24 protein-coding genes are annotated in these 23,459 nt (G+C 64.4%); 9 read left to right on the forward strand and 15 right to left on the reverse strand.

Annotation, left to right across the window (positions count from 1 at the left end; translation table 11 throughout):
• Positions 1-79: 79 nt before the first annotated feature.
• Both AC04SG_RS00835 and AC04SG_RS00840 read right to left on the reverse strand, forming a co-directional pair.
• The gene (locus AC04SG_RS00835) at positions 80-2,245 is read right to left on the reverse strand and encodes a malate synthase G (RefSeq protein WP_488549527.1); all 2,166 of its coding nucleotides are present in this window, start codon (positions 2,243-2,245) and stop codon (positions 80-82) included.
• A gap of 240 nt (positions 2,246-2,485) precedes the next feature.
• On the reverse strand, positions 2,486-4,507 hold the full coding sequence (locus tag AC04SG_RS00840) for a hydantoinase/oxoprolinase N-terminal domain-containing protein (protein WP_488549528.1): 2,022 nt from the start codon (positions 4,505-4,507) through the stop codon (positions 2,486-2,488).
• Between the two features lie 199 nt (positions 4,508-4,706).
• On the opposite strand from AC04SG_RS00840, the gene AC04SG_RS00845 reads away from it, so the two are divergent.
• The 4 genes from AC04SG_RS00845 to AC04SG_RS00860 all read left to right on the forward strand — a co-directional run bounded on the left by AC04SG_RS00845 (position 4,707) and on the right by AC04SG_RS00860 (position 7,247).
• The gene (locus AC04SG_RS00845; protein WP_488549529.1) at positions 4,707-5,684 is read left to right on the forward strand and encodes a threonine/serine dehydratase family protein; all 978 of its coding nucleotides are present in this window, start codon (positions 4,707-4,709) and stop codon (positions 5,682-5,684) included.
• A gap of 8 nt (positions 5,685-5,692) precedes the next feature.
• On the forward strand, positions 5,693-6,073 hold the full coding sequence (locus tag AC04SG_RS00850; RefSeq protein ID WP_488549530.1) for a nuclear transport factor 2 family protein: 381 nt from the start codon (positions 5,693-5,695) through the stop codon (positions 6,071-6,073).
• Positions 6,074-6,201: 128 nt separating this feature from the next.
• Positions 6,202-6,627 carry a hypothetical protein gene (locus tag AC04SG_RS00855; RefSeq protein WP_488549531.1) on the forward strand — a complete coding sequence of 142 codons (426 nt, stop codon included), beginning with the start codon at positions 6,202-6,204 and terminating at the stop codon, positions 6,625-6,627.
• A gap of 5 nt (positions 6,628-6,632) precedes the next feature.
• On the forward strand, positions 6,633-7,247 hold the full coding sequence (locus AC04SG_RS00860; RefSeq protein ID WP_488549532.1) for a DNA-3-methyladenine glycosylase: 615 nt from the start codon (positions 6,633-6,635) through the stop codon (positions 7,245-7,247).
• A gap of 4 nt (positions 7,248-7,251) precedes the next feature.
• Here the strand turns inward: AC04SG_RS00860 and AC04SG_RS00865 are convergent, their stop codons facing one another.
• Genes AC04SG_RS00865 through AC04SG_RS00880 form a run of 4 tightly spaced genes read right to left on the reverse strand, consistent with a single transcriptional unit; the run spans position 7,252 to position 10,950 of the window.
• The gene (locus AC04SG_RS00865; protein WP_488549533.1) at positions 7,252-8,388 is read right to left on the reverse strand and encodes an ABC transporter permease; all 1,137 of its coding nucleotides are present in this window, start codon (positions 8,386-8,388) and stop codon (positions 7,252-7,254) included.
• The gene (locus tag AC04SG_RS00870) at positions 8,385-9,305 is read right to left on the reverse strand and encodes an ABC transporter ATP-binding protein (protein ID WP_488549534.1); all 921 of its coding nucleotides are present in this window, start codon (positions 9,303-9,305) and stop codon (positions 8,385-8,387) included. Before AC04SG_RS00870 ends, AC04SG_RS00865 begins: the two co-directional genes overlap by 4 nt.
• Complete coding sequence (locus tag AC04SG_RS00875; RefSeq protein WP_488549535.1) at positions 9,302-10,255, reverse strand: HlyD family secretion protein; 954 nt, start codon at positions 10,253-10,255, stop codon at positions 9,302-9,304. Before AC04SG_RS00875 ends, AC04SG_RS00870 begins: the two co-directional genes overlap by 4 nt.
• Complete coding sequence (locus AC04SG_RS00880) at positions 10,252-10,950, reverse strand: CerR family C-terminal domain-containing protein (protein WP_488549536.1); 699 nt, start codon at positions 10,948-10,950, stop codon at positions 10,252-10,254. The genes AC04SG_RS00875 and AC04SG_RS00880 overlap by 4 nt, the downstream gene beginning before the upstream one ends.
• Before the next feature lie 92 nt (positions 10,951-11,042).
• Between AC04SG_RS00880 and AC04SG_RS00885 the strand changes: the two genes are divergently transcribed.
• From AC04SG_RS00885 to AC04SG_RS00895, 3 genes are read left to right on the forward strand one after another with little or no spacing between them, the layout of a single operon-like run.
• On the forward strand, positions 11,043-11,516 hold the full coding sequence (locus AC04SG_RS00885; RefSeq protein WP_488549537.1) for a CYTH domain-containing protein: 474 nt from the start codon (positions 11,043-11,045) through the stop codon (positions 11,514-11,516).
• Complete coding sequence (locus tag AC04SG_RS00890) at positions 11,513-12,448, forward strand: CHAD domain-containing protein (RefSeq protein ID WP_488549538.1); 936 nt, start codon at positions 11,513-11,515, stop codon at positions 12,446-12,448. The genes AC04SG_RS00885 and AC04SG_RS00890 overlap by 4 nt, the downstream gene beginning before the upstream one ends.
• A gap of 47 nt (positions 12,449-12,495) precedes the next feature.
• Positions 12,496-13,323, forward strand: a complete 828-nt coding sequence (locus AC04SG_RS00895; RefSeq protein ID WP_352557822.1) for a C40 family peptidase — start codon at positions 12,496-12,498, stop codon at positions 13,321-13,323.
• Between the two features lie 72 nt (positions 13,324-13,395).
• On the opposite strand, the gene AC04SG_RS00900 is transcribed toward AC04SG_RS00895, so the two are convergent.
• Entirely contained in the window at positions 13,396-14,772 is a 1,377-nt protein-coding gene (locus AC04SG_RS00900; RefSeq protein WP_488549539.1) for an adenylate/guanylate cyclase domain-containing protein, read from the reverse strand.
• A gap of 189 nt (positions 14,773-14,961) precedes the next feature.
• Positions 14,962-15,762 (reverse strand): helix-turn-helix domain-containing protein, encoded by an 801-nt coding sequence (locus AC04SG_RS00905; protein WP_488549540.1) that lies wholly within the window; start codon positions 15,760-15,762, stop codon positions 14,962-14,964.
• Between the two features lie 113 nt (positions 15,763-15,875).
• On the opposite strand from AC04SG_RS00905, the gene AC04SG_RS00910 reads away from it, so the two are divergent.
• A complete protein-coding gene (locus tag AC04SG_RS00910; protein ID WP_488549541.1) occupies positions 15,876-16,745 on the forward strand; it encodes an SMP-30/gluconolactonase/LRE family protein in 870 nt (289 codons plus the stop codon).
• Positions 16,746-16,774: 29 nt separating this feature from the next.
• Here AC04SG_RS00910 and AC04SG_RS00915 read toward each other — a convergent pair whose 3' ends face one another.
• The 4 genes from AC04SG_RS00915 to AC04SG_RS00930 form a co-directional block, all read right to left on the reverse strand.
• Positions 16,775-18,505, reverse strand: a complete 1,731-nt coding sequence (locus AC04SG_RS00915; protein WP_488549542.1) for a SulP family inorganic anion transporter — start codon at positions 18,503-18,505, stop codon at positions 16,775-16,777.
• Between the two features lie 78 nt (positions 18,506-18,583).
• A complete protein-coding gene (locus tag AC04SG_RS00920) occupies positions 18,584-18,850 on the reverse strand; it encodes a helix-turn-helix domain-containing protein (RefSeq protein WP_477268473.1) in 267 nt (88 codons plus the stop codon).
• A 289-nt stretch (positions 18,851-19,139) separates the two neighbouring features.
• Positions 19,140-19,859: a phosphatase PAP2 family protein gene (locus AC04SG_RS00925; protein WP_488549543.1), complete on the reverse strand. Its 720-nt coding sequence runs from the start codon at positions 19,857-19,859 to the stop codon at positions 19,140-19,142.
• 4 nt (positions 19,860-19,863) lie between these two features.
• Positions 19,864-20,205 carry a hypothetical protein gene (locus tag AC04SG_RS00930; RefSeq protein WP_112559074.1) on the reverse strand — a complete coding sequence of 114 codons (342 nt, stop codon included), beginning with the start codon at positions 20,203-20,205 and terminating at the stop codon, positions 19,864-19,866.
• Positions 20,206-20,440: 235 nt separating this feature from the next.
• Between AC04SG_RS00930 and AC04SG_RS00935 the strand changes: the two genes are divergently transcribed.
• A complete protein-coding gene (locus AC04SG_RS00935; RefSeq protein ID WP_488549544.1) occupies positions 20,441-20,665 on the forward strand; it encodes a hypothetical protein in 225 nt (74 codons plus the stop codon).
• Between the two features lie 22 nt (positions 20,666-20,687).
• Here the strand turns inward: AC04SG_RS00935 and AC04SG_RS00940 are convergent, their stop codons facing one another.
• The 3 genes from AC04SG_RS00940 to AC04SG_RS00950 form a co-directional block, all read right to left on the reverse strand.
• On the reverse strand, positions 20,688-21,368 hold the full coding sequence (locus AC04SG_RS00940) for a GNAT family N-acetyltransferase (protein ID WP_488549545.1): 681 nt from the start codon (positions 21,366-21,368) through the stop codon (positions 20,688-20,690).
• Positions 21,365-21,850 (reverse strand): MarR family winged helix-turn-helix transcriptional regulator, encoded by a 486-nt coding sequence (locus AC04SG_RS00945; RefSeq protein WP_488549546.1) that lies wholly within the window; start codon positions 21,848-21,850, stop codon positions 21,365-21,367. Before AC04SG_RS00945 ends, AC04SG_RS00940 begins: the two co-directional genes overlap by 4 nt.
• Before the next feature lie 313 nt (positions 21,851-22,163).
• The gene (locus AC04SG_RS00950; protein ID WP_488549547.1) at positions 22,164-23,366 is read right to left on the reverse strand and encodes a flavin-containing monooxygenase; all 1,203 of its coding nucleotides are present in this window, start codon (positions 23,364-23,366) and stop codon (positions 22,164-22,166) included.
• Positions 23,367-23,459 lie beyond the last annotated feature (93 nt).

Raw genomic sequence — 23,459 nt, forward strand, 5'->3', positions numbered from 1 at the left:
AGGGCTGGCGCACGTCACGCACGACCCCACCCGGCCCTTTGGGCCACCCTCCCCTCAAGGGGGAGGGGGATGCTGGCGCTCAACCCTTCGCCTTCAGCTCCAGCCGCCGTGCATGCAGCACCGGCTCGGTATATCCATTCGGCTGTTCGCGGCCCTTGAAGACCAGATCGCAGGCGGCCTGGAAGGCGATGGAGTTGTCGAAGTCGGCGGCCATCGGCCGATAGAGCGGATCGCCGACATTCTGCAGGTCGACGGTTGCCGCCATGCGGCGCAGCGAATCCATCACCTGAATCTGCGAGCAGACCTTGTGGTGCAGCCAGTTGGCAATGTGCTGCGAGGAGATGCGCAGCGTGGCGCGATCTTCCATCAGGCCGACATCGTTGATGTCCGGCACCTTGGAGCAGCCGACGCCCTGGTCGATCCAGCGCACGACATAGCCCAGAATGCCTTGCGCATTGTTGTCGAGCTCGCGCTGGATTTCATCCGGCGTCCAGTTCGGACGCACCGCCACCGGCACCGACAATATGTCATCGAGCCTGGCCTTTGGCCGGCTCTTCAGCGCCATCTGGACGGCATGAACATCGACCTTGTGATAGTGGGTGGCGTGCAGCGTGGCAGCGGTCGGCGACGGCACCCAGGCGGTGTTGGCGCCGGCCTTGGGATGGGCGATCTTCTGTTCCAGCATCGCCGCCATCAGATCGGGCATCGCCCACATGCCCTTGCCGATCTGGGCGTGGCCGGCCAGACCGCATTCCAAGCCCGTATCGACATTCCAGGCCTCATAGGCGGAAATCCACGCAGCCTGTTTCATGTCGCCCTTGCGGATCATCGGCCCGGCCTCCATCGAGGTGTGGATCTCATCGCCGGTGCGGTCGAGGAAGCCGGTGTTGATGAACACGACGCGCTCCTTCGCAGCGCGGATCGCCTCCTTGAGGTTGACGGTGGTGCGCCGCTCCTCGTCCATGATGCCCATCTTGATGGTGTTTTTAGCCATGCCGAGCAGCGCTTCGACGCGGTCGAAAATCTCGACGGCGAAGGCGACTTCCTCAGGCCCGTGCATCTTGGGCTTCACCACATACATCGAGCCGGCCCGGGAGTTCATCCGCCGCCCGTTGGCGCCGACATCGTGCAGCGCGATCAGCGCCGTCATTGCGGCATCCATGATGCCTTCCGGCACCTCGTTGCCGTCGCGATCCAAAATCGCCGGGTTGGTCATGAGGTGGCCGACATTCCTGACCAGCATCAGCGAGCGGCCGGGCAGGCTCAGCGCGCCGCCATTGGGCGCGGTCCAGGCGCGGTCCGGGTTGAGCTTGCGGACAAAAGTCTTGCCGCCCTTGCTGATTTCCTCGGCGAGATCGCCCTTCATCAGGCCGAGCCAGTTGCGGTAGACCACGACCTTGTCCTCTGCATCCACCGCCGCGACAGAATCCTCGCAGTCCTGGATGGTGGTCAGCGCCGATTCCAGCACGATATCGGCAATGCCGGCAGGGTCGGTGCGGCCGATCTGGTTGGCGCGGTCGATTGATATTTCGATGTGCAGGCCGTTCTGGGTAAGCAAAATGGCTTCAGGATTGGCGGCGTCACCGCGATAGCCGGCAAACTGTTTCGGGTTGGCCAGCGTGGTGCCGCCGGCGCCGGCGCTGAGCCGCAAGATGCTGCCCTGGACGGTAAGCCCGTTCACCCCTGCCCATTTGCCGGAGGTGAGCGGCACGGACTCGTCGAGGAAGCTTTTCGCCCAGGCCACCACCTTGGCGCCGCGCACGGGGTTGAAGCTCTTGCCCTTCTCGGCCCCGCCGGTTTCGGGAATGGCGTCGGTGCCGTAGAGTGCATCGTAGAGCGAGCCCCAGCGGGCATTGGCGGCGTTGAGCGCATAGCGCGCATTCATCACCGGCACCACCAGCTGCGGCCCGGCGACGACGGCGATTTCGGGGTCGACATTGTCCGTGCTGACGCCGAAGGCCGGGCCTTCGGGAACGAGATAGCCGATCTCCTTGAGGAAAATCTTGTAGGCCTCGATGTCGGTGGGCGCGCCATTGGCACGGTACCAGGCGTCGAGCTTCTCCTGCATGGCGTCCCGTTTGGCCAGCAGTGCCCGGTTCTTCGGCGCCAGATCATGCACGATGGAAGAAAAGCCGTTCCAGAACGCGTCGGCCGCAGTGCCGGTGCCCGGCAGCGCTTCACCGGCGACAAAGTCATACAGTTCGCGGGCAATCCGCAATCCGGCGATCTCGACGCGATCGGTCATCAGGGCTTCTCCAGATGAAAGGCTTTGCGGCCTTTGGCATGTCAGGGGTGAAGGGTCAATTCAGCTTAGGGTGAATGCTCCCTTCTCCCCGTTCTACGGGGAGAAGGTGGCGGCAGCCGGATGAGGGGCGGCGCGGCATTGCGTAAAGTAGTGGTTCGGCGAAATTTCATCCGTTTGCGCTGCCCCTCATCCGCCCTTCGGGCACCTTCTCCCCGTGAAACGGGGAGAAGGAAAGGGCGCTCAAGCCGCAATCCTTGGCCGGCCTGACGCCACCGCGACCACATGCGCTTCGATGAACATGCGCTGGGCCTCGACCGTGGAGACGCGGAATTCGGTGGCGACTTCGATCTCGGCATTGTCCGTGCCGGCATCCTTTGCCCGCTCCGCAACGATCGCCCGCACATCGGCTTCCGCTGCCGCGATCGCCTTCGCCTCGTCGGTGAAATCGCGCACCGTTTGCCCCGAGGCCAGGCGGAACAGGCCTTCCTTGGGCTGGCTGACGCGGGCTTCAGCCGAGACGCGGACCTGGCCGACGACGGCGCCGAGGGCGTTGGCGACGTCGGTGTCTTCCGGCACCACGCATTCATTGCCGACCAGCTCGGCCAAGCCGGCATAGTGCAGCGGCGCCGAGGCGCCGAGGCCGATGACCGGGCGATCGAGCGCGACCGAGAGCCTGGCGATGCCGGGATGGGCATCGACGGCGCGCTGCACCAGCGCATGCGCGACGGTGGCCGCGCCATCCAGCCCGTCCTCGGCGAAGGCGGTTTCGAGAATGTATTCGGCCGACCAGCGCGTCAGTGTCACCAGCACGCGTTCGGAGATTACTTCCGGCGAGGTTGCGATGTTCTGGCCGCGGCCGTCGCGCTTGCGAGCGAAGAGTTCGGCGCCGAGGCGAGCGGTGGCCGCATCCCAGTTGGCCTGCTTGCCCAGCACATGGGCGGCGTCCGAAGGCGTAAAGCCGGAGATGTGCACGAGGCCGCGCGAGACCAGCCGGTTCAGCGTGGCGTTCTGGGCGTTCGAGGCCAGCAGCCTGTCGATGGCCAGCGGCACAATGCCGATCTGCTCGTAGAGTTTGGCCTCGGGCGCGGTCAGGCCGGCGGCAAGCCTGTCCGGTACGCCGGTGCGCAGCGCGAAGCGGCCATCCATGCGGCCGGGATTGGGGGCGCGGAGCTGGCGTTCGAGTTCCGATGTCACTGCAACGCCATGCATCATTCCGGCCAGCGCCAACGGCACCAGGCGGCGCGGGCCGAGCAGGATCTTCGGGTTGAGTGCGCCGTCTTCCAGCGCAACTTCGGAATCGCCGCCGAGGCCGAAGGTGCGCATGGCCACCGCCTCGACCATGGTGCGGAACCCGCCGACCGTGGCGCCTTCGGGATCGAGCCGCGGGCGGCCGCCATCGAGCACGGCGACATCCGTTGTGGTGCCGCCAATGTCGGAGACCATGGCGTTGTCCAAGCCCGTCATGTGACGGGCGCCGACCAGGCTGGCGGCCGGGCCGGACAAAATCGTCTCGATCGGCCGCTGGCGGGCAAAGGCGGCCGAAACCAGCGCGCCGTCGCCGCGCACCACCATAAGGGGTGCGGCGATCTTGCGCGCCTCGAGAAAGCCCTCAGTCGCCGCCACCAGCCGGTCGATCATCGAGATCAGCCGGGCGTTGAGCAAAGTGGTGAGCGCGCGGCGCGGGCCGCCGAGCTTGGCTGACAATTCGTGGCTGGCGGTGACCGGCAGGCCGGTCTTTTCGCGGATCAGGTCGCGCGCGGCAAGCTCATGCGCCGGATTGCGGGTGGCAAAATAAGCGCAGACGGCAAAGCCCGACACCGAGGCGCCGAGTTCGGGCAGCGCCGCCTCGAGGCCTGCGAGGTCGAGCTTGGCCGCATTGCCGTGGACATCATGGCCGCCCGGACAAAATACCACCGGGTCGGTGCCGAGCGCGGTCTTCAACCCGTCGCGGGCAAGGTCGGCTTCGGTAAAGCCGATCATGATCAGCGCCACGCGACCGCCCTGGCCCTCGACCAACGCGTTGGTGGCAAGCGTCGTCGACATCGACACCAGTTTGATCGCGGCCGGGTCGGTGGCGGATTTCTCCAGCACCGCGTCGACGGCGCCGGAAATGCCGACGGCAAGATCGTGCCGCGTGGTCAGCGCCTTGGCCTTGGCCAGCACCTTGCCTTTTGGCCCGCCTTGTTCAGACCACAGCACGGCATCGGTATAGGTGCCGCCGGTGTCGATGCCGAGGAACAGGGGGGTGGGCTTGGTGGTCATTTCTGGCGGTCCGGAATTCTGTTCCCCCGCCCTTAGCCGATACGGCCTCGCGGATAAAGGCGGGAGAGGTGGGCCAGATTGACCCTCCTCCTCGCGAGTTCATGCCCGCCAAACTTTGTAACGGTCACATTTTTTCATTGGTGCGCGGCCTGCCTTTGCGTGCACCATGCGCCGATCTCATCCCTCTCAGGACTTCGTCATGACCACGCTTCCCGGCATTGCCGACATCCACGCCGCCGCCGCGCGACTCTCCGGCCTGATCGTTGAAACCCCGCTGATCGAATCGTCGGAACTCAACAAGCGCTTCGGCGGCCGCATCCTGTTCAAGCCGGAGACGCTGCAGCGCACCGGCTCGTTCAAGTTTCGCGGCGCCTACAACAAATTGTCGACGCTGAGCGAGGAAGAGCGCGGCCGCGGCGTGGTCGCCTTTTCTTCCGGAAACCATGCTCAAGGCGTCGCCGCGTCCGCCGCAATGTTCGGCGTCAAGGCAGTCATTGCCATGCCGGCCGATGCACCGGCAATGAAGATCGCCAACGTTCGCAAGATGGGCGCCGAGGTGGTGCCGTTTGATCGTTTTCGCGACGACCGCATGACCGTGGTGCGCCCCTATATGGACAAGGGCATGGTGCTGGTGCCGCCCTTCGACGATCCGGCCATCATCTCAGGCCAGGGCACGATCGGCCTCGAACTGATGCGCCAGGCCAAGGCGCTCGGCGTCAGCCTCGACGCGGTTCTCATCCCTTGCGGTGGTGGCGGCCTGTCGAGCGGCATTTCGATTGCGGTAAAAGACGCCTCGCCAGATACGGCCGTCTGGGCGGTGGAACCCGAGCATTTCGACGACACCCGCCGCTCGCTGATCGAGGGAAAAAGGGTTTCGAACGAACCCGGCCACAGCTCGATCTGCGACGCCATCCTCACCGCTGAACCTGGCGCCATCACTTTCGAGATCAACCGCAAGAACCTGGCCGGCGCTATCGCCGTCTCCGACAAGGCGGCGGCGCAAGCAATGCGCGACGCCATGGCCCATCTCAAACTGGTGGTCGAGCCTGGCGGCTGCGTCGCGCTGGCAGCGCTCTCGTCAGGCGAGATCGAGCTGTCGGGCAAATGCGTGGCCGTGGTGCTGTCGGGCGGCAATGTCGATTTCAGCACCTATGCCGAGATCATGGCTGCCGCCTGAGAACCGAGATGGCAGACTCTGACATAAGAGCGGCTCTGGATCGCCATTGGGTGGCCTCCGATGCCAATGATTTCGAGGCGGAACATCAGATCTATCGCGACGACGCGGTGCTCGACTATCCGCAGTCGGGCGAGCGCATTCGTGGGCGGCGCAACATCCAGTCGTCGCGTGCCGCGCAGCCCAATCAGAAGCGCTTCGCGGTGCGGCGGATCACCGGTGCCGGCGATCTCTGGATCACCGAATATGTCCTGACCTATGACGGCGTTCCGTCCTATACGGTGAGCATCATGGAGTTCGTCGATGGCAAGGTGGCCCGCGAGACCCAGTATTTCGGCGACCCGTTCCAGCCAGGCCCTTCGCGCGCACAATGGGTGGAGCGGATGCCTTGAAGCCAGGCGGCGATAGGCGTGGCCCGCCGCTCACTCGCTGCCTAGGCAGCTACGCTCGAACACTTAGCTCTGCGTCTTGCAAAGGTGGTCAGTGCGCGTAATTTCGTTGGGGCGAACGTGAGTGCACGATGGCTTTTTCAATCTACCATTATACGAAGCGAAAACTGCTCGGTCATGGCGTGAGGAATACGGACGATGGCAGTCTCACTCTGGCCGACAAAAGGTTATTCCTGCTTTTCGTCAAACTCGAAAGAGCGCAACGGGGCAAATCCTTCGAAGCCGTTCAGGCAGCAGTTCATGCGATTGAGATTTATACAGGCTCTATTGGAAAGCGGCATGTGGCCATTTTCGCCTACATGTATCTAAGGTTTTCTGGTGGAACACCCAAAATGACCCATCTCGACGAGACCCTGGAGGGCGGCGGTGTCAGGAAAACAAAGGACTACAGACGGCCGGTTATCGACGAAGAGATCGTCATCGCCGAATGGGCGAAAGTCAGATTCAACCGATACGAAAATAGCTTCTTTCGCGCATTGCATATCAATCGGCAGTAAGGCTTATGCGCAGCAACAGGGCCGACATCTACCGCCCGCTCGACCGCGCCGAACTCCCGGGTGATACAGCCGCTCTCGCCCGCCACCTCATCGGCAGACTGGTGGTGCGGGAGCTGCCGGAAGGCATTGTCAGCGGCCGCATCGTCGAGACCGAAGCCTATGTCGTCGGCGATGCTGCCGGCCATGGTTATCGCGGCAGGACGCCGCGCAATCGCTCGCTATTTCTCGGACCCGGACACGCCTACGTCTATCTCGCCTATGGCGTCTCCTGGATGCTTAACGTCTCGAGCGAGAAGGCGGGGACCGGCACCGGCGTCCTGATCCGGGCGCTCGAACCGCTCGAAGGCATTCCGCTTATGCAGCAGAACCGAGGTGTCGAGCGCTTGCATGACCTGGCGCGCGGGCCGGGACGGCTTGCCCAGGCCTTACGGATCGACCGTTCGCTCGACGGCCTCGATCTGTGCCGGCAGGGCCCGCTATGGCTGGCCGAAGATGAGCATCAAGCCGGCGACATCGGCCAAGGCATCCGCATCGGAATTACCAAGGATGCAGACCGCCCGCTGCGATTTTACGTCAGGGGGAGCCCTTTCGTCAGCGGTCCAAAATCGCTCAACCCTTGAGAGCCTAGTCGAGTGTCCGCCTGAACCGCACCAATGCGACGCCGGCAAACAAAGCCACGAACGCAACCAGCCAGGTGATCTCGCTCGCCACCGCCGGCAGCTCGGCGCCTTTCAGCATCACCGCGCGGGTGATGCGCAAAAAATGCGTCAGCGGGAAAATCTCGCCAAAGATCTGCGCCCAGCCCGGCATGCCGCGATAGGGGAACATGAAGCCCGACAGCAGGATCGACGGCAGGAAGAAGAAGAAGGTCAGCTGCAGTGCCTGCATCTGCGTGCGGGCAATGGTGGAGATGGTGTAGCCGAGAAGCACCAGCGCCAGCACGAACACCAGCACGGCAGTGAGCAGCAGCGACATCGAACCGGTGAACGGGATGGCGAACAAAAGCTTCGACGCTGCCAGCACCACCACCACCTGCACCGCGCCGACCGCCAGATAGGGCAGCACCTTGCCCAGCATGATCTCGAGCGGGCTGGACGGCATCGCCAGCAGGTTCTCCATCGTGCCGCGCTCGGTCTCACGTGTCAGCGCGATCGAGGTCATCATCACCATGGTCATCTGCAGGATGACGCCAAGCAGCCCGGGAACAATGTTGTATTGCGAGATGCCTTCCGGGTTGTAGCGCCGGTGCACCACCACGTCGAGCTGGCCCCTGGCGTTCTCGGCCGCCGCCTCCTGCATGCCTTGCGCCCGAAGCAGCGCCTGGCTGGCGACGGTGCTTAGAGTCGAGATGGCGCCGCTGGCGGCGGCCGGATCGGTGGCGTCGGCCTCGATCAGGATCTGCGGATTGTCGCCGCGTTCGACCCGACGGCCGAAATCGGCGGGGATGGTGACGACGAAGGAAACGTCGCCGCGCGCCATCAGGAATTCGGCTTGCTCGGCGCTTTGCGCGACATGGTCGAAGCGGTAGTAGCCGGTCGTCTGCAGAGCCGCAACAATGGCGCGAGTGTAGGGGTCGTTGCTGGTCGCCACGAGTGCGGCAGGCAGGCTTTTGGGATCGTTGTTGATGGCATAGCCGAACAGCACCAGCTGTAAAAGCGGCACGCCCAGCATCATGGCGAAGGTGATGCGGTCGCGCCGCATCTGGATGAATTCCTTGATCAGCAGCGCACCGAGCCTGGCGAAGGAGAAGACGCTGTTCATGCCATATTGTCCTTCGAGCCGGACATGAACTGGATGAACACATCCTCGAGGCTGGTCTCGCCGGGTTTTACGGTAACGCCCTTATGCTCCTTCTCGACATCGGCAAGCGCCTTCTCGAGTGCTGCCTTGTCGGAGCCAACGACATGCAGCGTGGCGCCGAACGGCGCGACCTGGTCGACGCCCGGCCGTTCCTTCAGGGCATCGGCGACCTGGTCGAGGTGCGGCCCCTGCAGCACGAAGGTGGTCAGCCCGGCATTCTTCACCACCTCGTCCACCGTGCCGGTGGCCAGCATCTTGCCATAGGAGATGTAGCTGATGCGGTGGCAGCGCTCGGCCTCGTCCATGTAATGGGTGGAGACCAGCACCGTCAGCCCGCCGCTGGCGAGGCGATGGATCTCGTCCCAGAACTCGCGCCGCGCCTTCGGGTCGACGCCGGCAGTAGGCTCATCGAGCAGCAGCAGCTTCGGCTTGTGCATGATGCAGGCGGCCAGCGCCAGGCGCTGCTTCCAGCCGCCCGACAGCGTACCGGCGAGCTGGTTGCGGCGCGTCGTCAGGCCAAGTTCTTCCAGCGTGCGCGCCACATGCTCCTCGACCGGCTTCAGCCGGTAGAGCCGCGCCACGAATTCGAGGTTTTCGCCGATCGTCAGATCCTCGTAGAACGAGAATTTCTGCGTCATGTAGCCGACTTCGCGCTTAATGCGGAGCGACTCGGTGCGGATGTTCAATCCCAGCACCGTGCCTTCGCCCTCGTCGGGCGTCAGCAGGCCGCACATGATGCGAATGGTCGTCGTCTTGCCCGAGCCGTTCGGGCCGAGAAAGCCGACGATCTCGCCTTCGGCCACCGTCATCGTCACATGGTCGACGACGGTCTTGTCGCCGAAGCGCTTGACCAGGCCATGAACGTCGATGGCGTTCATTTTGCTGAGGCCGCCAGTTCGACATCCACGATCTGCCCCGGCTGCAGCGCTTGTGCATCACCCTCCGGCCGCGCCTCGACGAGGTAGACCAGCTTCTGCCGGTTCTCGAGCGAATAGATGACCGGCGGGGTGAATTCCGGATCGGGCGAGACATAGCTGACGCGCGCCTTCACGCCCTCGCCGCAGCCGTCGCAATGGACGGAAAGCAGCGTGCCGACCTTGATCGATGAAAAGGCTCTTTCCGGGATATAGACGCTGAGTTTCACGGCGCCGTCGGGCAGCATCGAGATGACGGGCGCGGTCGGGCCGGCGGTGTCGCCGGGGTTGCGGATGACGTCGTTGACGCGGCCGGGCGAGGGCGCCGCCAGCACCCGCTTCGACAGCCGCCACTCAGCCTGTTCCAGCGCCGACTGCGCCTGCTTGACCTGGTTGTCGGCCGCCTTGATCGTTTCGGGCCGCGCCGGCAGGCCGCCGACGGCGAGATTGGCTTCCGCCTGGCCGACCTGCGCATTGGCCGTCTCCAGCGTTGCGGACGCGGTGTCGTAGTCGGCCTGCGTGCCGGTGCCGCGCTTGAACAGATCGCTGGCGCGGTCATAGCGGCGCCTGGCGTCGGTGGCTTGCGCGCGGGCCATGTCGACCTCGGCCTTCAGCACGGCAATCTCTTCCGGTCTTTTGCCGACCTGCAGATCGGCAAGCTGCGCCTGCGCCTGGGCGAGCGCCGCTTCGGCTTGCGCCACGGCAATCTTGGCGTCGGCGCTTTCCAGCGTCACCACCGGCGCGTTGGGCTCGACACGGTCGCCGCGCTTGACCTTGACGGTCTCGACCTGCGCCACCTCGATCGGCGCCAGCAAGACATACTCGCCCTCGACATAGCCGACGGCCAGGGGTGCCGCCGGCGCGCAGGCGCTGAACAGCTGGGCCGCGAGCGGCAGGGAACAGAGAAAACTCATCGCTTGCCCTCCTTGCGGGCGGCCGGCTTTCGCGCGCCCAGCATGGCCTCGAGGTTGTTGGTGGCGACCGCCACCAGCTTGGCGGCTTCCGCGGCGCCGATCTCGCGCCAGCCCATTCGGCGCAGCACCGCCTCGCGGCCGATGCGGAAATAGATGACCTGGCCGATCAGCGTGAAAACCGTGAGCTTGGTGGCCTCGCTCTCGGCCGGCTCGCCGGTCGCCTGTTCCCAGACCTGGCAGAGCCGCCGATGCGTCGGCTCGAACACGCCGGCATAGATGCGGTCGAGCGCCGCTGTGGGATGCGAGAGTTCTCGAAGTACGAATTGTACGATCTCGCCGGCCTCGGGACTCGCGACGATGAACCCCACCATGCGCTCCAGCGCCGCGAACAGCTGCGCCCTGGCGGCCTCGGGGGTGGAGGGAGCCGACGCCGGCCCGATCGCCTGTCCGGCAATTGCCTGGATGGTCTCGACGATGTGGTCGGCGGCGGCCGCGCGTAACCCTTCCTTGCTGCCGAAATGATAAGCGATGGAGCCGATATTGGCCTTGGCCTCCGCCGCGATCTCGCGCGTCGAGGTGCCGTCGAAGCCCTGCCGTCCGAACAGTTTGAGCGCAGCCAGCACAAGTGCGGCGCGCGTCTGCTCGGCAGGCGATGTCTCCTGGCGGGGCGTTCTACCGGGTGTTGGTTTGATCATGCCAGCCAATTTAATCAATCGATTGATTAAAGTCAAATTGATTCTCTGTGCCGGCTTGCCATGTCGAGCCGCAGACGCTTAAGTGCGCGGCCATGGGCAAGGAAGTCGAACGCAAGTTCCTGGTCTCCAGCGCCGACTGGCGTGATCTGGCCGAGGCGGATATCCGCATTCGCCAGTTCTACCTTGCCGCAGCCCCTGGCCGCACCGTGCGCGTGCGCATCAGCGACGGTAGCTCGGCGAAACTGACGCTCAAATTCGGCAGCCGCGCCCGCGAGCGCGACGAGTTTGAGTATGCGATCCCGCTGGCCGATGCCGAGGAGATGCTGGCCTTCGCCATCGGACATGTCATCGAGAAGACACGCCACCATGTTAGGCATCGCGGCTATCTCTACGAAGTCGATGTTTTCGGCGGAATTCTTGCCGGCCTTGTGGTGGCCGAGCTTGAGACGCCGGAGGATGTACCTGACGAAATGCTGCCTGATTGGCTCGGCCGCGAAGTGACCGGCGAGCAAAGGTTTTACAACGCGTCGCTCGCCTTTGGGGGGATTCCGGAGATCGCCGCATGAGTTTTCGCATCGATCCGCGCCTGCCGCTGACCGGCGAGGTCAGACGCATCCTTGGCGAGGAAATCGGCAAGGCGCTTGCGCATCTGGCCGCGGCGCACGACCGGCCGGAGCCGGCGCTGCACAAATGCCGCAAGCGGCTGAAGAGCGCGCGCGCCTTGCTGCGCCTGGTCCATTCCGGTAACGAAACGTTTTGCCAAACTGAAAACCAGTGCTACCGCCAGGTGGCGGCCCTGCTGGCGGGTCCGCGTGAAGCAACCGCCCTGGTCGACCGGCTGGCGGCCGCCTTTCCGGAGCATGTTGCCGGCGGCGGCCTCGACAGCGTGCGCGATCGGCTTATTGCCCGCCAGCATGAAATGCATGCCGGCGCCGGCCTCGACGCCGCCATAGGCGCTGCGACCGCCGCCTGCGAGGAAGGCCTGGTCCGGATAGAGCGGCTACTGCTCCCGGATTTGCCCGAACACGCCGCCGACGTGCTCGCCGACGGCGCCCGCAAGACCTTGCGCCGCGCCAGGAAGGCGCTGGACAGGGCGGGATCGCGCGGTGAGGCGGAGGATTTCCACGACCTGCGCAAGGCGGCAAAGACCCACTCGATGCATTTGTCGCTGCTCGGCCGGCTGTGGCCAACGCCGATCAAGGTGCGGCGCAAGGCGGTCGACGAACTGGGCGAAAAGCTCGGCGAACTGCACGATGTCTTCGTCATGCGCGCCCTGCTCGAAGCCGACGACGAACCGCTCGGCGATGCCCAGGACACCAAGCTTCTGGGCAAGCTTTTGAAGCGCTCGGAAAAGAGCCTGAAGAAGGCCTGTCTCGCCGGGGCAGCCGACCTGTTCGGCGACAACCCCAAGCGCTCGACAAAGAAACTCGCCCGCAATGCGCGCGACGACCTCGCCGGCCCGGCGCCCCAGGAAGAGGCGGGCGTTCCGGTCGGTTGACGGCGCGCTGGCCCTTGCCGGTCGGCCCGTGCTAGTCACGCTCTACGATGACCGCGCCCGGCGACACGCTTCTCGACCGACTTGGCCGCTGGCTTGCCGGCCGGCTGCAGGAAGAATCCTCGGGCTATGAGCCCTACACGCCGTCCGACGCCGAGACGTTGCGGCGCACGCTCGAGCCCGGCGACATCCTGCTCATCGAGGGCAACCAGAAGATCTCGGCGGCGATCAAATACCTGACACAGTCGACCTGGTCGCACGCCGCCTTCTATGTCGGCGATGCCTTGTCCGAACCGGAGGACGGATCGGAACGGCGTCGGCTGATCGAAGTCACGCTCGGCGAAGGCTGTGTCGCCGTGCCGCTGTCGCGCTACCGCACCTACAACACCCGCATCTGCCGCGCGAGCGGCCTGACCCCGGAAGACCGCGACAAGGTCGTCGCCTTCATGATCGGCAAGCTCGGCTTGAAATACGACCTCAAGAACATCTTCGACATGCTGCGCTATTTCCTGCCGACGCCGCCGGTTCCGGTGCGCTGGCGCCGCCGCATGCTGGCTTTCGGCTCCGGCGATCCGACGCGCGCCATCTGCTCGACGCTGATCGCCGAGGCGTATGGCGAAATCCGCTACCCGATCCTGCCCGAGATCACCCGCGCGCCCGGCCGCGCCTCGGCGCAGTCGACCTATATGCGCAAGGAAATCCTGCACATCCGCCACCACTCGCTCTACACGCCGCGCGACTTCGACCTCTCGCCCTTTTTCCGCATCGTCAAGCCGACGCTCGAATACGGTTTCGACTATCGGGAGATGGTCTGGGAGGACAACGCAGGCACAGACGTCGCAGCCGCGAAGGCTGCCGCAATCGCCTCAGACACGTGATGGCTTTCGGCCCAGGTCAGGACATGTTCCTCTGTCCGGCCGAGGTGCAGGCGTTTCCCAGGGCGGCCTGTATCACGCCGAAACCGCAATAGCGCCCTGGTTTTCGGCTCTGTGTTCGACCCAGACATGGACCGGTTCGTCCCGGCCGCGGATGCTCACCGGACCATGATCGCGCGCATTCAACTGTGTCGTGGGCGATTCCGCCTTCGCGGCCTCAATCAGTCGTGACCCAAAGCAAATATTCGCCTGAAGCTCACGACAGAGCGACTGCAAACGGCTGGCGACGTTGACGGTGTCGCCCACCACCGCGAAGGACAGATTGCGCTCGCTGCCGACCGCGCCGATGACGACAGCGCCATATTGTGCACCGATCCGAACGTCCAGCGGCGGGTATCCCCTGGACACCCGCTGCACATTCCAGTCTTCGAGAGCGGCGATCATCGCTTCAGCGCACTGGATGGCCCGAGTCGCATCGTCATGGCTGGCTTGCGGAACCCCGAATGTCGCCATGATGCAATCGCCGATATAGTTATCGACGGTGCCATGGTGGTCGAAAACGACCTGCTCCATGCGACGGTGGAACTGACGCAGAAGTTCGAACACTGCTTCGGCCGGATGATCCTCGGAATAGTGTGTGAAGCCGACGATGTCGGCGAACAGCACCGCGATGTCCTGCCGGCGGACCGGGCCGAAGGGCTCGTCATCCGTGGCGAGTTGGTCCACGACATTGGGCGAAAAATGCCGGGCGAGATTGGCGCGCGCGCGCTCTGCCTTGACATAGTCTTCCGACAGATGTCGGGAGCGAGAGACGACCAGCGCCATGATTGCGCCGATAATCAGCACGACCAACACGTTGGTCGCCTGCGCGAATGTATCGACGAAATTGGGGTTGAGATAGAGGTTCAGTCGCTCTGTGACCGGCATCGAATAGAGGTTCGTCGCCGGAATGACGGTTCCCGGACGAAGAATCACCCATCCGACGCCGATCGCCCACGTCAAGGCCGCGAGCGCGCCGAGATAGAGCGCCAATCGTGTCGAAAGGGTCAGCGCGCCAAGGCATACGAAAATCAGCAGGAATTTGAAACTGCCCTCGCGCAGTTGCATCGCGGCCGGCGCGACCTCCTGGGAAAACGGGTTGGGTGCCACCAGCAGAACGGTCAACAGAATGATGTCTAGCGTACCGACGAGGTAACCGATCCACCATCGCGCCGTGCGACGGCGCGCAAAGCGAAACTGGATCAGGCCGACGAGTTGGAACAGCAACAGGCCCGCCAGCACGAAGAGAAGCGAGGCATCCCAGCGGCTGATCAATGAAAAGAAGCAGAAGATCACGGCGAGCGATGCCGTACGCGCCCAGAACTGCAATGCAGCACCCTGGCGTTCTGCGCGCGCCCGCAAATTTTTCAGGCGCGAATAGCGGCGAAGTTCAAGTGTTGGCGCGGTCGGCATAGGATCACTTCGATTTCACGGGGACGTGTCACGCATTCGGCAAACCCGACCTCTACAGTCTGGCAAATCAGTGCGCGAACTCTATCATGAATGTGGTTTCATTTTTGAAATGCGGCTGCAAAGAGCAAAAACGTCCAGACAAAAGATCATGTTGAAAACCGACGCAGTACAGGCGGTGGCTTGGCCGTGTCAGGCCGGCAAAGGACGGCGTCCCTTTGCAGGAGCCGCGGGCCGGTCGAACGCTCCGGCATCCCTGGGGTGCGGGCCGATCGGCATGATCGCCGGAAACGGCGTCGCACCGAAAGCAAACGTCCATTTGTAACCAGTGAGCTCGTTTTCGGGCGTCGTGTGCTGGTCGTGATGGGCGAGCAGCTTGGCGCGCTCGGCCAGTTCCTCAGCCTCGCGCCTCACCATCTCGGCCGTCTCAGGCCGCATCCGCCGCGAGAACGAGACAAAGGTCGCTTCCCGCTCCAGATGGGTGATCGCCCAGCCGATGAAATTCTTGTTGGTCATCTCGAACAGCGGCCTGAGCGGCCCTTCGAAATTCCACTGGATCGGCGTGTCGACCAGCAGCCGTGCCGACAGCCCGCTGCCCAGCGCAATCAGCCCGAGCGCTTCGAGATCGCGCAGATAGAGAAACATCGAGGCTTCGCTCAGGCCCTGCGAACGCATGATACCTTCGGGCGTGAATTTCTCCGACAGCATGACGAAGATGAACAGCAGCGCCGGCCGTCCCGCGAGTTTGCGCTCAATCTCCGGTGCGATGCGGTTGACCGGTCCAGGTCCCCTGTTCATCGAGCCGAGCACGTTTTCCAGCTCCACGCCGGCAGCCGCGCAAATCTCCACCAACCGGTCGAGCTTGCAATTGCGCTCGTGAAAAATGCGCTTCACCGTCGGCTCGGAAACGCCCATCCGCTCGGCAAGGTCGCGATAGGTGACGCCCTTGGCCTTCAGCGTCCGCTTCAGCGCCTCGAAGATCAGGCCATTCATGGGATGCACCTCTTTTGTGCGATTTCGTATCGGGTTTCGATACTAGCGCGGATTGGTCTTCCGGAAAAGTATCGAAAACTCTAGCTCTCCGCCTGTCATCAGGAGACCTGGCCATGAAAACCTTCATCACCTCGATTTGTTTCGCCGCCTTCGGCATCGCGCTTGCACCGGTCGCCCAGGCCGGCGAAGTCTGGCGCGCCTCCGGCTTCCAACAGCCGGAATCGGCGCTGTTCGACGCCGCCAACAATCGCATCATCGTCTCCAACATCGTCGGTAATCCCGGCGAGGCCGACGGCAACGGCTATCTCTCGGTGCTGTCTGCGGACGGCAAGGTCGTCGCCCAGCACTGGACCGACGGCATGGATGCGCCGAAGGGCTCGGCGATCTCCGGCGGCAAGCTCTACGTCGCCGATATCACCAAAATGCGCGTCGTCGATCTCGCCAGCGGCAAGCTCGTGTCGACCATCGATGTGCCTGGCGCCGTCTTCCTCAACGACGTGACATCGGACAGGTCGGGCAAAGTCTATGTCACCGATATGCTGGCCGACGCCATCTACCGCCTCGACGGCGATAAGCCCGAACTGTTCGTCAAGGATGCCAGGCTCGCCGCGCCCAATGGTGTCTTCGCCGATGGCGATCGGCTTATCGTGGCGTCTTGGGGTAAGGGCATCAAGCCCGACTTCAGCACCGCCGAGCCCGGCGGCCTGTTGTCGGTGGATATCGCCAGCAAAGCCGTCACGCCATTGCCCGGCGCGCAAAATTTCGCCGACCTCGACGGCGTCGTCGCCATCGGCGACAGCATCTACGCCACCGCCTACATGACCGGCACGCTCTATCGCTACAAGGATGGCGGCGCTCCGCAGGTTGTGGCGCAGTTCAAGCCGGGCAGCGCCGATATCGGCACCGATGGCACGCGAATCTTCGTGCCGCTGATGAACGAAGGCGACATCGCCGCAGTGAGCTTCGATGGAACATCGCAGTGATCGACCGCCGGCCGGTCCCCGGCTGGCGGCTACGCCTTCTCCGCGGCCAGTTGCGCCCGCGCATCGTTGATCGAGGCGGCAAAGGTCACCAGCGGCCGCTTGACGCCGTGGTTGATCAGCATGCGCCGTGTCTGCGGCGAGGCGCCGGCGATGATGAATCGCACCCCGGCGCGCTTCGCCTTGTGCGCCGCGCCCTCGATGACATTGGCTGCGGTGGAATCGAAGAACGGCACCGCCGAGCAATCGAGGATGAAGTTCTTGCGCTGGTCGGCGATGCGGTCCAGCACCGTGCCGACGGTCGAGGCGGCGCCGAAGAAGAAGGCGCCGGAGATGCGATAGACGACGGTGTCGGCGTCGCTCGCCTCGCTGGCATCGTAGGCGCGGCCGCTAATGTCGGCGACGTCGTCCTGCACCAGCGGCAAGTCCGCCTCCACGGCGATCGACTTGGCCATGCGGTCGATGAACAGGATCGAGCCCAGCGCGAAGCCGACGACGATCCCTTCGGTGAGGTCGCGGAAGACGACGATCAGGAAAGTCGCCATCAGCACCAGCGCATCGCCGCGCGAAGCGCGCAGCAGCGTGACGAAGGCCTGCTTCTCGAACATGTTCCAGCACACCACCGCCAGCACGCCGGCAAGGGCCGCAAGCGGGATGTAGCTGGCCAGTGGTGCGGCCACCAGCATGAAGACCAACAGGAACAGCGAATGCAGCATGCCCGAAACCGGGCCATGCGCGCCGGCCCGCACATTGGTGGCGGTGCGGGCGATGGTGCCGGTGGCGCAGATGCCACCGAACAGGGCAGACGCGATGTTGGCAAAGCCTTGCGCGACGAGCTCGCAATTGGAGCGATGCCGCCGCCCGGTCATGCCGTCGGCGACCACGGCCGAGAGCAGCGATTCAATGGCGCCGAGCAGCGCAAAGGCCACGGCGTCCGGCAGCACCGCAATCGCCTTGTCGAAGCTGAGCGCCGGCAGCGCCGGAAACGGCAGGCTGCGCGGAATGCCACCATAGCGGGTGCCGATCGTTTCCGCCGGCAAGGAAAGCAGCGCCACGACAACCGAGGCCAGCCCGACGGCGATCAGCATGCCCGGCCAGCCGGGCCGCCAGCGCTTCACCGCGACGATGGTGGCGATGGTCAGCACCGCCACCAGCGTCGCCGAGATGTTGATCGTGCCGGCCGCCTTGCCGATCGCCATCAGCTTCGGCAGCAGCGGCCCGGGCTCCGGCCCGGCAAGCCTCAGCCCGAACAGTTCGACGATCTGGCCGGAAAAGATGATGATGGCGATACCGGCGGTGAAGCCGACCGTCACCGGATAGGGGATGAATTTGATGTAGGTGCCGAGCCTGAGATAGCCGATGGCGAGCAGGAAGACACCGGCCATCATCGTTGCCAAGAGCAGCCCGTCAATGCCTTCGCGCTGCACCGTCGCCGCCACCAGCACGATGAAGGCGCCGGCCGGGCCGCCGATCTGGAAGCGGCTGCCGCCGAGTGCCGAGATGATGAAGCCGCCGACAATGGCCGTGAACAGGCCGCGCTCAGGCGTCACCCCCGACGCGATCGCAATCGCCATCGACAGCGGCAGTGCCACGATGGCGACGGTCAGCCCGGCCATGAAGTCGGCCTTGAACTGCGGCAGGCGGTAACCCTCGCGCCAGACCGTCACCAGCTTGGGTGTGAACAGCTCGGAAAATGTCGGCTTTGTCGATTTCTGGGCCGACTTCTGGGCCGGTTGATGTACTGCCCGCCGGATCTGATCCATGGACTGCCTTCCGCTTGCGTGAAGGCGGCGGGATCGTCGGCAGGACTGTCGGCGGTCGCCGTCGCGACTAATGCCGGCTCAGCTTTGCGGGTTCGGCGCGACCGGCTTGAGGCGCACGCCTCGGCCGCCGCGCTCGCTGGTCTGATTCTCGCCGATCAGTTCCACTCCGGCCTCGTCGAGTGCCTGGATGACCTTCATCAGCGTGTCGACCACGCCCCTGACCACGCCGTCGCTCGCTTCCATGCGTTGGATGGTCGGAAGCGAAACCCCGGCACGCTCGGCGAGCGTCTTCTGATCGATGCCGGCAAGCGCCCTTGCGGCGCGCATCTGCGCGGCAGTGATCATCGGCTGGAATCCCCGTCTGAGTCTGCGGGGTGGAGGTATAGTATAATCATTGTGATGTTTCAACCATCATGATGCATACATGAAACATGATTCGCCCGTGGAACCGGACGGTGGGAAAACAGGATAAGCATGCTACGCTATCCGCCTTGGTTCTCATTGGCGGGGAGATATCAGTTGAAGATTTTCAAGATCTTGATGACATCGGCAGCCTTGCTGTCGGCGGTTTTTCTGCTGGCAGGCTGCGGGCACGGGCTGATCAACCGGCTGATCTGATTGCCGCTCCGGACCGTTAGTTTTTTTCAAACTCGCTGTCACTATCCGCCACCGCATGCCGCCGCTGCAGCAGCCGCGCTGCCAGCCAGCACAGCATTGCCCAGGCGAAGCCGGCGCACCAGCCGGCGAGCACGTCGGAAGGCCAGTGGACGCCGAGATAGACGCGGCTGACGCCGACCAGCAGCGTCGTCAAAACCGCCAGGCAGAGCACGAAGATCTTGGTCGTACGTCCCGGCAAGAACCGCGCCGCCAGCGAGCCGAGTGTCAGATAGGTCACCGCCGAGACCATCGCGTGGCCACTTGGGAATGACAGCGACGTCTCTGTGGCGAGGTGCGAAACAAGGTCCGGGCGCGGCCGGTCGACGCCGGCTTTCAACAGGCTGGACAGCGCCTGGCCGCCGGCCACCGCCACCAGGATGAACAGCGCCGTTCCTGCCTTGCGGATCAGCAGCAGATAGACAATCACCGCCGCCACGATCAGCACCAGCACCGTGGAGCTGCCGAGGCTGGTGATGTCGCGCATCGCTCCCTGCAGCCAGACCGGGCCGAGCGGAACGTCGGGATGGCCGGCCTGGCGGAAGGCAAGCAGGATCTCGGTATCGAAAGCATGCGGGGTGGTGTCGCGCGCCACTTCCATCAGCTCCTCGAATCCCCAAAGCCCGCCGGCGACGATCAGTCCGGCGAGCAGCACCGGAAATTCGATCCAGTTGGCGAGGGTGCGGAGGGCGGTCTTCATCGGACTATAGCCGCCCCTGCAGATAGGGCCCGAGCGTGATCAGCGCCACCGCGCCGATCGCCAGCACAATGCCGGTTGCCTGCAAGGCGTTGACGCGTTCGCCGAAGAACACCAGCGCCACCGCATTGACCGCCACCAGCTGGATCACCGCCGACAGGCTGAACGACACCGACATGCCAAACTCGCGGACCAGCCGCAGCATCATCAGATTGCCCGCCGTATAGAGCGCCAGCGTCAGCAGGATCTTGCCGAGGCTCGGCGCCAGCCCCCATTGCTTGGCCGCGATTGCCGCCAAAAGGAAAATGACCGTCGAAATGACGAGCTGCGCCAGTCCCCAGAAACTCACTTTGTGCCTCGCTGTCGTTTGTGGCAGTCCTTGTTTCGCAAGCGTGCCGGCACGTCAAGCAGACTGCGGTGGAACAGGCCCGACCCAGAGGACCCGGGTAGGTGGCAGCAAGATCGCAGTCTGATTGCCAACGCTCGGGCCGGAGTCACCCAAATCCAGGCGACTGCTCTACTCAAGCCTCGGGAAAGATTGGACATTTATTCTTGGCACCCTAGGTCTTGCGGAGGAGGCTGCCATGCCGAAGTCTGTTTATGACCGTGGCCTGCTCAGGCCCGACGATATCGCCAAGCTGCAACGTGTGTTCGACGAGGCCTGCCGCAGGCGCGACGTCCATCCCGATTCGGCCGATGCGCGCGAACTCGCGTTAACTGTGCTGGCCCTGCACAATGCCGGCATGGTCGAGGAGGACATGCTGATTGAAGCCGTCGGTTTCCGCCGGCTGGAGCCGAAATCAGCCTGAGGCCGCAAAGACGGCCCTTGGCCTAGCCGGCGCGCTGCACGACGGCCACGTTCATCTTTGACCTCAGCCGGAAGCCGATGGATTCGTACAATCCGATCGCGTTGGCATTGTTGGCATAGGCGTGCAGGTAGGGCACCTCGCCACGCGCCATGATGCGGTTGGACACGAACACCGACAGCAGCCGGCCAAGGCCACCGCCGCGAAAGTCCGGATGCGAGCACACGCCGCTGAGTTCGCTGTAGCCGGGCTGCTTCATGCGCTCGCCGGCCATTGCCGCAAGCCTGCCATTGATCTTTACGCCCCAGAAATCGCCCAGACTCAACGCCTTGAGCGTGAACGGGCCTGGCCTGGTCAGCGACGCCAGAGCGAGCATCTCGGCCGCATCGTCCAGCGTCAGCTGCTGCACACGCTCGTCCGACACGGTCGGCAAGGGCGCCTCGGCAACCATCTGAACGCCGAAGGCCGTCGTGGTTGCGGTCAGTTCCGGCGGCAGGGCAATGGGGTCCGACTGAAGCATGAATACGCTTTCACCTGCGGGAACGAGTCTTCCGAGCGCGTGCAGGCTCTCAGCGTCATCTGCGCCTGAAGCCGCGAACGGGACGATCGACGCGGGATAGCGCCTGGCGAGCTTGTCGCCATAGGCAAAGATTCGATGCCGCGTGTCGAGCGCGCTCCAGACGGGACGGTCGAGGATATGGCTCATGGCGCGACACCCTGCTTTACACGACGATCGAGCGGAGCCACCGCCAAGCCGTCCTCGATGGCCGAGAGTTGTTCGAGAAGCGGCCCTGCAACGCCTCTGCACAGGTCGGCGACGGCATTCTCGATGCGGGGCCACACATCCCGCTTTGCTCTGTCGACCAGACGTTGACCATTCTTGGTCAGCGAGACCATTCGCCGCCGCTGGTCGCCGTCCGACTGGATGACCTCGACCAGCCCCAGCTCGGCCAGCAGCGCCACGCTGCGCGTCACGCCCGGCTGGGTGATGCCGAGCGACTGCGCCAGCTCGCCGACCGGCAGCGGCCCCAGCCGATCGAGCGCGGCCAGCAGCGGGTACTGGCTCGACTGGACCGGCACCTCAAGACCATCGAGCATGCGCTGCGTATCGGCCTGCAGCTGCTCGCCGATGCGCTTCAGCCTGCTGCCGAGGGTGAGGTAGCCAAGAGATCGAATGATATCTTCCATTGTGGTCCGCTCGCTTGTTCATTACATGTTATATAACAAAGCAAGAAACGGAATCAAGACTGCCCTAGTCAGGAGGCCGGAGCCTCTCAGCTTCGTCGTCCCTGGGGGGAGCGGCCGCGCAGCGGCGTCGCGAAGACCCTGGGATCCATGCCGCCGCGACCCTTGGCCGTGGAGTGCACCGGAGCAGAACCTGCACCGCCTTGTAGCTCACAAGTCGCGGAATGGATCCTCGGGTCTGCGCTGCGTCGCTTCGCTCCTTGCTTCGCCCGTGGATGACGAAGGGACGGGGTGCCTCAGCCAATCGCCAGGGCCGCTACGACCCTCTGACGATCTGCCTGGCGATCGCTTTGGCCTGCAGGCCGGCGCTGTGGAAATAGCTGGTCAGGCTGGGCCGCATGCCGATGAACCACAGGCCGGGCTGGCCGCTCGGCGTGCCACCATTGGCTTTCGGCACGCCCTTGGCGTCGAGCACGCCGAGATCGCCCAACATGGCCTCCAAGCCGGTGCGATAGCCGGTCGCTGCGATCACCACATCCGGTTCAATCGCCGTACCGTCGTTCAACCGCACGCCCGGGCCTTCGAAGGCCGTCACCGGCGCCACCACCGAAATCCGTCCGGCCTTCAGCGCGGCGACGGCGCCGTCGTCGACGGCAATCGCAATCTGCTCGACGCCGAGCCGGCTGGCGCCGCCTTTCGGCGCCGGCGGCAGGCCGAAACGGGTGAGGTCGCCAAACACCAGGCGTTGCGTCGCGGCGATCACGGCGTCGGCAATCCACGTCGGCAGCATCGCCATGAAGCCGCCGAAGCGCGCGACGGCAACCTTGCCGATCCGCTTCGGCATCAGCGAAGGACCTTGCCTGGCCGACAGCCACACAGCTTCCGTATCGGCGCGGGCAAGATGATTGAGCACGTCGAAGCCGGAATTTCCGGCCCCGACCACCAGCACTTTTTTGCCGGCATAGTCCTCCGCTGTGCCGAACTCAGCAGCGTGGATCAGTTTGCCCGAAAAGGACGCCTTGCCCGGCCAGTCCGGCGTCCACGGCAAGCGGTCACGGCCGGTGGCAACGAGGACGTGTCGTGCGCTCAGCACTCCTTGGCTGGTATGGACGAGCCAGTGGCCGCCGTTGCGCTCGATCCGTTCGACGGCGGTGCCGAATTCGACCCTAATGCCGCGGATGCGGGCAAAATCATTGAGATAGCCGACGATGACATCCTTGTTCGGAAAGGCGGCGGTGCGCGACGGATAGGCGAGACCGGGCAGGGCCGACAGCGCGCGATGCGTATTGAGTGTCAGCTTCTCGTGTCGTCGCCGCCACGGTTCAGCGATCCGCTGTTCCTTGTCCAGCACAACCGCCGCCATGCCGCGCCGGCCAAGCGCGTCGGCAGCCGCCAAGCCGGCCGCCCCGGCGCCGATGACGATCACCGTCTCGTCAGAGCCTTGCGGCCCCCGGACGATAGGGATCGTTTTACTTGTCGTTGCCGCCATTCGGTCGAGATTCCCTTTTAGCTGCGCCATGGGGACCCGTCCTGTATGGCACGTCCTGTATGGCACATGGGCGATATGATCGATAATGAGGTCGCGTCAATGCGACTGATTCGAGGCCTTGGG

It is taken from the genome of Mesorhizobium sp. CNPSo 4684 (genome assembly GCF_057784315.1).

What these genes read in the sequence shown, in the direction of transcription:
- AC04SG_RS00945 (WP_488549546.1), bottom strand. Translation starts at nt 21,850, where the DNA reads ATGGAAGATATCATTCGATCTCTTGGCTACCTCACCCTCGGCAGCAGG.
- AC04SG_RS00920 (WP_477268473.1), bottom strand. Translation starts at nt 18,850, where the DNA reads ATGATCACTGCCGCGCAGATGCGCGCCGCAAGGGCGCTTGCCGGCATC.
- AC04SG_RS00835 (WP_488549527.1), bottom strand. Translation starts at nt 2,245, where the DNA reads ATGACCGATCGCGTCGAGATCGCCGGATTGCGGATTGCCCGCGAACTG.
- AC04SG_RS00910 (WP_488549541.1), top strand. Translation starts at nt 15,876, where the DNA reads ATGAAAACCTTCATCACCTCGATTTGTTTCGCCGCCTTCGGCATCGCG.
- AC04SG_RS00880 (WP_488549536.1), bottom strand. Translation starts at nt 10,950, where the DNA reads ATGATCAAACCAACACCCGGTAGAACGCCCCGCCAGGAGACATCGCCT.
- AC04SG_RS00845 (WP_488549529.1), top strand. Translation starts at nt 4,707, where the DNA reads ATGACCACGCTTCCCGGCATTGCCGACATCCACGCCGCCGCCGCGCGA.
- AC04SG_RS00885 (WP_488549537.1), top strand. Translation starts at nt 11,043, where the DNA reads ATGGGCAAGGAAGTCGAACGCAAGTTCCTGGTCTCCAGCGCCGACTGG.
- AC04SG_RS00840 (WP_488549528.1), bottom strand. Translation starts at nt 4,507, where the DNA reads ATGACCACCAAGCCCACCCCCCTGTTCCTCGGCATCGACACCGGCGGC.
- AC04SG_RS00865 (WP_488549533.1), bottom strand. Translation starts at nt 8,388, where the DNA reads ATGAACAGCGTCTTCTCCTTCGCCAGGCTCGGTGCGCTGCTGATCAAG.
- AC04SG_RS00935 (WP_488549544.1), top strand. Translation starts at nt 20,441, where the DNA reads ATGCCGAAGTCTGTTTATGACCGTGGCCTGCTCAGGCCCGACGATATC.
- AC04SG_RS00890 (WP_488549538.1), top strand. Translation starts at nt 11,513, where the DNA reads ATGAGTTTTCGCATCGATCCGCGCCTGCCGCTGACCGGCGAGGTCAGA.
- AC04SG_RS00915 (WP_488549542.1), bottom strand. Translation starts at nt 18,505, where the DNA reads ATGGATCAGATCCGGCGGGCAGTACATCAACCGGCCCAGAAGTCGGCC.
- AC04SG_RS00900 (WP_488549539.1), bottom strand. Translation starts at nt 14,772, where the DNA reads ATGCCGACCGCGCCAACACTTGAACTTCGCCGCTATTCGCGCCTGAAA.
- AC04SG_RS00905 (WP_488549540.1), bottom strand. Translation starts at nt 15,762, where the DNA reads ATGAATGGCCTGATCTTCGAGGCGCTGAAGCGGACGCTGAAGGCCAAG.
- AC04SG_RS00925 (WP_488549543.1), bottom strand. Translation starts at nt 19,859, where the DNA reads ATGAAGACCGCCCTCCGCACCCTCGCCAACTGGATCGAATTTCCGGTG.
- AC04SG_RS00875 (WP_488549535.1), bottom strand. Translation starts at nt 10,255, where the DNA reads ATGAGTTTTCTCTGTTCCCTGCCGCTCGCGGCCCAGCTGTTCAGCGCC.
- AC04SG_RS00850 (WP_488549530.1), top strand. Translation starts at nt 5,693, where the DNA reads ATGGCAGACTCTGACATAAGAGCGGCTCTGGATCGCCATTGGGTGGCC.
- AC04SG_RS00940 (WP_488549545.1), bottom strand. Translation starts at nt 21,368, where the DNA reads ATGAGCCATATCCTCGACCGTCCCGTCTGGAGCGCGCTCGACACGCGG.
- AC04SG_RS00895 (WP_352557822.1), top strand. Translation starts at nt 12,496, where the DNA reads ATGACCGCGCCCGGCGACACGCTTCTCGACCGACTTGGCCGCTGGCTT.
- AC04SG_RS00870 (WP_488549534.1), bottom strand. Translation starts at nt 9,305, where the DNA reads ATGAACGCCATCGACGTTCATGGCCTGGTCAAGCGCTTCGGCGACAAG.
- AC04SG_RS00855 (WP_488549531.1), top strand. Translation starts at nt 6,202, where the DNA reads ATGGCTTTTTCAATCTACCATTATACGAAGCGAAAACTGCTCGGTCAT.
- AC04SG_RS00860 (WP_488549532.1), top strand. Translation starts at nt 6,633, where the DNA reads ATGCGCAGCAACAGGGCCGACATCTACCGCCCGCTCGACCGCGCCGAA.
- AC04SG_RS00950 (WP_488549547.1), bottom strand. Translation starts at nt 23,366, where the DNA reads ATGGCGCAGCTAAAAGGGAATCTCGACCGAATGGCGGCAACGACAAGT.